This is a genomic window from Streptomyces sp. NPDC001549, assembly GCF_042894025.1.
Classification (GTDB): Bacteria; Actinomycetota; Actinomycetes; order Streptomycetales; family Streptomycetaceae; genus Streptomyces; species Streptomyces kutzneri.
The window spans coordinates 1-6011 of the sequence record NZ_JBIAVJ010000068.1 but is presented as its reverse complement, the minus strand read 5'-3'; the positions used below and the strand labels follow the sequence as shown (position 1 = coordinate 6011).

5 protein-coding genes and 1 pseudogene are annotated in these 6011 nt (G+C 72.2%); 5 read left to right on the top strand and 1 reads right to left on the bottom strand.

Features of this window, described 5'->3' with window-relative positions:
- The 5 genes from ACFY04_RS43415 to ACFY04_RS43395 form a co-directional block, all read left to right on the top strand.
- On the top strand, nt 1–110 hold a 110-nt coding region (locus ACFY04_RS43415), incomplete at its 5' end, for a hypothetical protein (protein ID WP_389126567.1).
- 222 nt (nt 111–332) lie between these two features.
- Entirely contained in the window at nt 333–974 is a 642-nt protein-coding gene (locus ACFY04_RS43410) for a CBS domain-containing protein (protein ID WP_389126565.1), read from the top strand.
- A gap of 310 nt (nt 975–1284) precedes the next feature.
- A complete protein-coding gene (locus ACFY04_RS43405) occupies nt 1285–2778 on the top strand; it encodes a hypothetical protein (protein ID WP_389126563.1) in 1494 nt (497 codons plus the stop codon).
- A gap of 135 nt (nt 2779–2913) precedes the next feature.
- Nucleotides 2914–5007, top strand: coding sequence for a hypothetical protein (locus ACFY04_RS43400; RefSeq protein ID WP_389126561.1), 2094 nt, complete (start codon nt 2914–2916; stop codon nt 5005–5007).
- Between the two features lie 37 nt (nt 5008–5044).
- Nucleotides 5045–5341 carry a hypothetical protein gene (locus tag ACFY04_RS43395; RefSeq protein ID WP_389126560.1) on the top strand — a complete coding sequence of 99 codons (297 nt, stop codon included), beginning with the start codon at nt 5045–5047 and terminating at the stop codon, nt 5339–5341.
- A gap of 63 nt (nt 5342–5404) precedes the next feature.
- Here ACFY04_RS43395 and ACFY04_RS43390 read toward each other — a convergent pair.
- Nucleotides 5405–5902: pseudogene (locus ACFY04_RS43390) on the bottom strand (IS5 family transposase); the annotation flags it as partial.
- Between the last annotated feature and the right edge of the window lie 109 nt (nt 5903–6011).

Genomic DNA, 6011 nt, shown 5'->3' with positions numbered 1-6011 from the left:
CCGAGGGCCTGCGCCAGGCCATGACCGACCAGCGCATCCGCCACCACGACTGGATCCGCAAGCACGGCACCGACCTGCCAGAAGTCGCGGACTGGGCCTGGCCGTACTGAGCGCGTGCCAGACGATGCCGAACGGACCGCGCGGGGCCGGTGGCGGCCCCGAACCCCGCGATCCCACACCGGCCATGGGCCGGTCGGTCCCCGCCTTGGCCCATAGGGACCCTGCCGGCGGGCATGTCTGAACGCCGACACTGGAAGCGTCGAGACCCGCTCTGTGCCCGCTCGTCCCGGGCAACAGCAGCATCCTGATCGACCACGGCGAAGGAGCCGGTCATGCCCGCCTCTCGGTCCACCGTCAGTGACGTCATGACGCACACCGCCATTGCCATCGGCCGTGAAGCGTCCTACAAGGAGATCGTCGAACTGCTACACGAATGGAAGGTCAGCGCCGTCCCCGTCCTGGAGGGCGAGGGCCGCGTCGTTGGGGTCGTCTCCGAAGCAGACCTCCTACCCAAGGAGGAGTTCCGCCGCGAGGAGCCCATCCTGCCGGACCCGCTGGACGAAGCCGCCAAGGCCGCCGGCGTGCTCGCCGAGGACCTGATGTCGAGCCCGGCCGTGACCGTTCATCCCCGTGCCACCGTCGCCGAGGCCGCCCGCATCATGGCCCGCAAGGGCGTCAAGCGCCTTCCGGTGGTGAACGAGGTCGGCATGCTGGAGGGCGTCGTCAGCCGCAGCGACCTGTTGAAGGTGTTCCTGCGTCCCGACGAGGAGCTGGCGGAGGAAATCCGCCGGGCCGTGCCCGCCGAGCTCGCACCGGGAGCGGACTTGGACTTCTCCGTACAGGACGGCGTCGTCGTCCTCCGGGGACCGGTGCGGGACCGGGCTCTCGTCCCGCTCCTCGCCCGGGCGATCCGCGCCGTCGAGGGGGTCGTCGACGTCCGGATGGAACTCGACGGGGCCGTCTCGCCGGCCTAGGTCCTGTCTCTTTGGTCAGCGTCGGGTCCGGATGAGGATGTCGACGATGTGGAGTGCGGCCTGGTAGGCGATAACGATTTCGGCTACTCCTGCCAGGTCATCCGTGTGGTCCAGCACGTCTCGGGCCTCGAGAACCCGGCCTACTCGTCCCCGGTGGTCTGACCTGGGTCTCGCTGTGCCGCGCACCGCCCACGCGACTGCCCTGCCCTCGCTCCAGGGGGCGGGGCAGTTTCCGTCACCCCGCGTCGAGCCTCTACCTTGAACGCCGACGGAAATTACAAGTGGCGCTAAACAAAGGCGAGTTGGGTTAATGGCGACAGATCCGGCGGATACGGTGTCCGTCAGCGGGGTCGGGTTCGGGGACTACTACCGGGCGCATGCGGGGCCGCTCGTCGCCCTGTCGCTGCTGCGGGGCGCGGACCTGGTGGAGGCGGCGCGACTCGCCCAGGACTCGATGACAGTGGCCCGGCGGTGGATGGACCTTCTGGTCGCGAACGTGGTCGGGGCCGCGAAGGACACCAGGACCCCCGTGGTCACCGCGCAGGCGCTGCGGTCCTGGACGTGCCGGATGACCGTCGGCGGCGGCTGCGGAGCGCTCCGCCCAGCGCACGGGACGGTGCCCGCCCTCCTGGGGAGGGGCAGCACCGACGCCCTGGTGCAGGTCCGGACGGTGGTGGCGCTCGCCCCGCTGAAAGAGTTGAACGAGCGCCAACTCAACGTCATTGCCTTTCGGTTGGCCGGCTGTGCGCCGGGAGCGATCGGGTACGAGCTGGGCCTGTCGATGCCGAAGGTGCACCGCACCCTGCGCCACGTCGGCAAGCTGCTCGAAGCGGAGACCGGGGTACGGCAGGCCAGAGGTGCCGAGGCGCCGGGGGAGGCCGAGGGCTCTGGGGCGGCCGAGGGGTCCGCGGAGGCAGACGTCAGGTTCGCGGAGCTGCTGGGCGAGCTGGCCGCCGCGCTGGATCCCGTACTCGACCTGCGGGCCGGGCTGGACGAGGTGAGCGGCTCCATTGGTGCAGACGGGACCACCGCTCGCCGCGCCCCCGTACCGCCGCTGTGGAACCTCGGCCCTTCGCTCCCCGTGCCGCCCTTCGGCGCACCCGTGCTGCACTCGTTCGCCGAGCCCGCGCCATCCGGGGTACGGGCGTACGCGTCCGGCCTCGCCCGGTGCGACGCGCAGGGCCGCGAGGCTGCGCTCGGCGGGTTTCCCGCGGTCGAGCTGGCGGCCGTACGGCTCGGAGCGGTGCTCGCCCTTCAGGTGGAGCGATTCCGGCGGGAGGCCGAGAGGTCCGGGACACGGGCCACCAGGGACGAGTTCCGGAGGGAGGACGCCCGGGCGTTCGCGGTCGCACTGGCACAGGACGCCGCGCTCGCCGCGCCGATGTTCGACGCGGTGAAGGACCTCGACGTCCCGCGCCGCATCGGCTTCCTGGCGGCGGGCCTCGCCCATGACGACCCCTGGACGAACGAGGTCTCCTACGACGGGATCGAAGCGTCCCTCGCCCTGGCCCAGTTCCGGCGTGCGGCGGTGCGGGCGGCGCTGCGCGCGTCGCACCGGCCCGGTGCGGACACCTCCCCTCAGTCCGGCGGCTCGCTCGCCGAGGCCCTCACGCAGTCCCTGAGCGACACCCACCGGATGATCCACCAGCTCGACGAACTGAACAGCGACCTCTCGCGTGCCGAGTCGACCCTGCCGGACGGCTACTACGTCGACATGACCCGGAACTTCGACCTCCACCAGAGCTTCCACGCGGACCTGGCCCTCGGTATCGACGCCGTCCGGGAGGCCCTGTCGCAGCCCTAGCTAGGACGGAGGCCCGTTCCCCGCCCGTCGTCCGCCTCCCGCCGGAGGATGAGGGCGTGTCAGACCCTTGTGGGAGGGTGGTTCGCGGATGGGAGAGCCGTCCGCGACGGACCCCGGAAAGCCCAGGAGTAGCACGTGAACAACCCCGGAACCGCCCCCACCGCCCCCGCCGCCCCCGCCGCTCGTCGCCGGGCGGCGCGGCGACGGCGCTCCGACCTCGACGTGGTCACGGCATGGTGGCAGGGGCTCGACGGCGACGAGTTCCTCGTCCTTCCGCCGCCGAACCGGGGCCGCTACACCCAGTCCGACGGCCACGAGGACGCCGCCGAACTCCACGCGGCGCGGGGGCTCACCGGCCCCGTCTCCTTCGCGTACTGGCACTGGCAGTCCCATGGGCGGGCCTTCGACCGCTCCGGCGCCCTGAGGGGCGAACTGCTGCTGCACTGGGGCGGCGACCACGCCGCCGTCGCCGCCGGGCTCGGCGCGGGGCCTGCCGGTTTCCGGGTCGTCGACGGCGGACCGCAGGGCGCCTTCCGGCTGGACCGGATCACCCCCCGGGACGAGGCGGGCCTGCCCGAGCCCACGGACCCCGACGGCGTACGGCAGTTCCTCGCCGCGCTCGACGAGCCGGTGGACCGTTCCGCCGGCGTCCTCCGGTACCGGCCGCTGTCCCCCGCCGAGGCCGCGTGGCTGCACGAGCGGCTGGACGACATCCGGGACCTCTCCGCCGCGACCCGGTTCGTGGTCCCGCTGGAGCGGCGGGACGGGCTGACCCCCGACGAGACGGGGCGGCTGCTGCACGCCTGGCGGGAGGAGTACGAGGGACGGCTCACGGAGTGGGGCGCCTGGGAGGAGCTGGTCCACGCGCTGCTGCGGCACGGCCACGAGGAGGCGTGGGAGATCGTCGGCGACCTCGGCTCCCGGGCGGCCGGTGTCCTGTCGCGGGTGCCGTCCGAGCGGGGCCTGGCCGTCGTGCGGGAGGCCGCGCTCGCGGGCCATCGCGCCCCGGTCCACGCCTGGCTGGCGCTGCACCGGTCGCTGCACGAGCCCGACGCGGTACGGGCCGCGGCGGCCCTCGCCGCGGAACTGGCCGCGCACGACCTGCCGGAGACGTCACTGCACGGGCTGTACGACGCGCTGATCGGGGCGGTCACGGCCGACTGGCGACGGGAGACGGGGGCGAAGCACCATGCCGGCCCGTTGTACGCCACCCTCGCGGCGGTCCGCTTCGCCACCGACGCGAGGCTGCCGCGCGCCCTGCGCGTCCTCGCCGCGAACGCGGCCCGCGACCGGGTGCAGCACGTACGGGAGGAGGCGCTCCGGCCCGGCCAGACCGTGCTCACCGGCGTCGACACCGCCGACGCGCTGGCCGCCGTGGACCGCTACGAGGCCGCCCGGGCCGGGCTTCTGTCCGGCACCGGACCGGACCTCACCGGGTCCGAGGGCAGACTGGGCGACGTGTGGCACCGGTACCGGACGCTCACCGACGCCGACGTGCGCTGGCTGCGGGACCGGGTGGCCGACCCCACGACCGGTCTGCAGGGGCTCGGTTTCTGCCTCGAACTCCTCCACGCCCACGGACTGGCCACGGCGTCCGACGTCGAGGCACTGCTGCCTCGCCGGCTGAAGGACCTCACCAAGAAGTACCGGACCACGTACACCGAATGGCGCCACCCGCTCGTCACCCTGACCTGTCTCGCCCTCGACCTGGACCATCCGGCCGCGGGAAAGCTGGTCTCCTGGTGGAACGGGGCCCGGCCGCTCTGGAAGGACGAGCTGCGGCTCCTCACCCACCTCGGCGCGCCCGACGAGGCCAAGGCCGCCGAGCTGTGGGACGTCGTCACCTCGCCCGCCCACGACGTGGGCCAGCTGATGACCTGGGTGCTGGTCCGGGCCCGCCTCGATGGCGAGCACCCGCTGCTCGTGGCCGACCGGCTGTTCGGCACCCCGGGCATCAGCGAGTACGTCCTGCACCGCGTGCTGATCGGCGTGGCCGACCCGGGACAGCCGCTGTGGCACTACGCCGTCGACCCGCGCAGCGTGTGCTGGTGGCGGCGTGCCCAGGAGGTCGCCGAGCACCCCGGCCTCTCCCCGGAGGCCCGTGCCGTCGGCCTGAGGGTCGCCCGCGAGCACTACCTCATCCGCTATCCGGACCAGGTGAGCCCCGCACCGACCGAGGCGGAACGCGCGAAGGCCCTGGCCTGGCTCGCCCGGCAGGACACCCCCTAGCTAGGGACTGTTTCCTCGATCCGTCCGTGAGATCGTCGTGCTCGTGATCGAGTCTTGGGTGATCGATGACGACAGCAGCCCTGTCCCTGTGTCATTCGAGGTGGTGCTGGAGGCCCTTCGGCCGGGGATCGACAGCAGGCAGCTTGAGACGTGGCTGACCAGTGCGTCCGAACAGTCGCTGGCCTTCGTGACGAACGCCGAACGCGCGATGGTGATGCTGCTCGAAGGGGAGGGGGATCCCGACGAGCATGCCGTGGACTCCGGGGCTCAGGGGTCGAGCGACGGTACCCGCATGGGGACACCGTCCCCATCCGTGAGGCGTTCAGGCTCGTGAAGCAGATCGTTGGCATGGGCTCCTGGCCGACGGACGCGCGCTGGGTGGTCGATCGCTGAGTGGCTATCGCCGTGCCCAGATAAGGATGGCAGCGAGGTGGAGTGCGGCCTGGTAGGCGATGGCGAGCTTGTCCGTTCGCATGGCCAGACCGCGCCACTGCTTGAGCCGGTTGATGCATCGCTCGACCGCGTTGCGCTGCTTGTACGCCTCGGCATCGAAAGCCGGTGGGCGACCGCCGGCGCGGCCTCGCCGCAGGCGATGGCTGATCTGGTCGGACGGCTGGGGGATGACAGCGCGGATTCCGCGTCGGCGGAGGTGATTCCGGATCGCGCGGGACGAATACGCGCGGTCCGCCAGAAGGATGTCCGGTCGGGTTCTCGGTCGTCCCGGCCCGCTTCGCGGAACACGGATACCGGCCATGACGGCCTCGAAGGCCGGTGCGTCACCCGCCTGGCCTGCGGTGACGCGGAGGACCAAGGGGCGTGCATGGCTGTCTCTGGCGAGGTGGACTTTCGCGCTCAGGCCGCCGCGGGAACGACCGAGCGCGTGGTCGTCGGGTTCGGCCCGGCTTGGAGCCCCGTTACCGTCTTCGTGGCCTCGCAATGAGGCTCCCGGCCTTCGGCCCCGGTATGACTTGAGCCCCCAGTCGAGATGATCGAAAAGGTGGTGT